Below are 1,162 nucleotides of genomic sequence, written 5' to 3'. Positions count from 1 at the left end.
GGGTACCAGTCAACCGGGTTGTCGGCATGCTGGAGAAGATAGGGCGAGGTTTGATCGCCGAGGCGGTTGGGCATGGGCAGAGGTTACTCCCGCCGAGGGAGCGAATTACTGGCCGGTCACCAGGGGAAGCGTCCCGTAGTCGTCGGGAGTCAAACCGTCGAGTGAACTGGCAGGCGGATAATCGGACAACAGCTGCTCGGCCTCGCCTTCGATCCGCCAAAGCACATCGATGATTCGGGTCCCGTTGGCATGGCCGGTCCCGCCGCCCACCCTCCATTGCTGAGCCGATGTCTCAACGTCGCGAATCCGGCGGACCCCGGAACTGGGGAATCCCTCTTGTGACATGACGGCGACCGCCACGCCCCAAGCGGTCGGATCGCCGGGCAGTAGCGCCTGGGGAATGCGGACCACGACCTTGCCCTTGTCCCCAAACGTGATGATGTCGAACGTTGGTTTGGTTTCCTCGACCGTCCCATCAGTGCTTGCCACATAAATGGCTGGATCCCACCCTTCGATGGTGATCCCGAACTCCCAACCGTTGCCATCGGCGAGGGCGGCGTTTCGGCCGTCGATGAGCTGCCGGGCGCCGGTGGCCCCTCCCGGGTCGGTGTCGATGTACAGATCAAACGTCTGGACCGATAGTCCGCGAGGCGATCCCCAGGGGTTTTGAATGGGGGCGACTACCTCAAAGGAAAACAAGTACTCGTCGCCCTCCGTGCCGGCGGTGAACCGGGTCAGGTCATAGGATCCCGCCCCGAAGACGGTGTCAGTTGGATAGGTATAGGTCCCGGGACCATGGTCGTCGCCGATCAGATCGGTCGAATCGATGAAAATCGCCACATCTGAGATGTCCGGGACTTGTAGTCCGAGCGGACCGCCCAGGAAGAACCCTGGGTCGTCACCAACCCGAACGCTGGCCATCACCGTATCCCCCGACTCCAAAACGCCGATTGACTCATACGGGATGGCGACTTCGATTCCGACGTCGGAACGGGCGACAGGGACTGCCATGCAGTCATCGGGATTGGCGAGAGTAGCTACACACGACTCGTCGGCCGAGAATCGGGCCACATGGGTGGCACGAAAGCCGAGCACCTCGCCATCGACGGTGGTACCGAATGACTCGCCAACGCCGGCCAGATATATCTCCAGCGGAGCTGCG

The 1,162-nt window shown here is 62.0% G+C and carries 2 protein-coding genes; both read right to left on the bottom strand.

Annotated features, from left to right (window positions below; genetic code table 11):
• A partial coding sequence (locus JJE47_00985; GenBank protein MBK5265985.1) for a DUF255 domain-containing protein occupies positions 1-74 on the bottom strand: 74 nt, incomplete at its 3' end.
• 31 nt (positions 75-105) lie between these two features.
• A partial coding sequence (locus tag JJE47_00980) for a hypothetical protein (protein ID MBK5265984.1) occupies positions 106-1,162 on the bottom strand: 1,057 nt, incomplete at its 5' end.

This window comes from Acidimicrobiia bacterium, assembly GCA_016650365.1.
Taxonomy (GTDB): domain Bacteria; phylum Actinomycetota; class Acidimicrobiia; order Spongiisociales; family JAENVV01; genus JAENVV01.
This window is presented reverse-complemented; position numbering and strand designations above follow the sequence as displayed.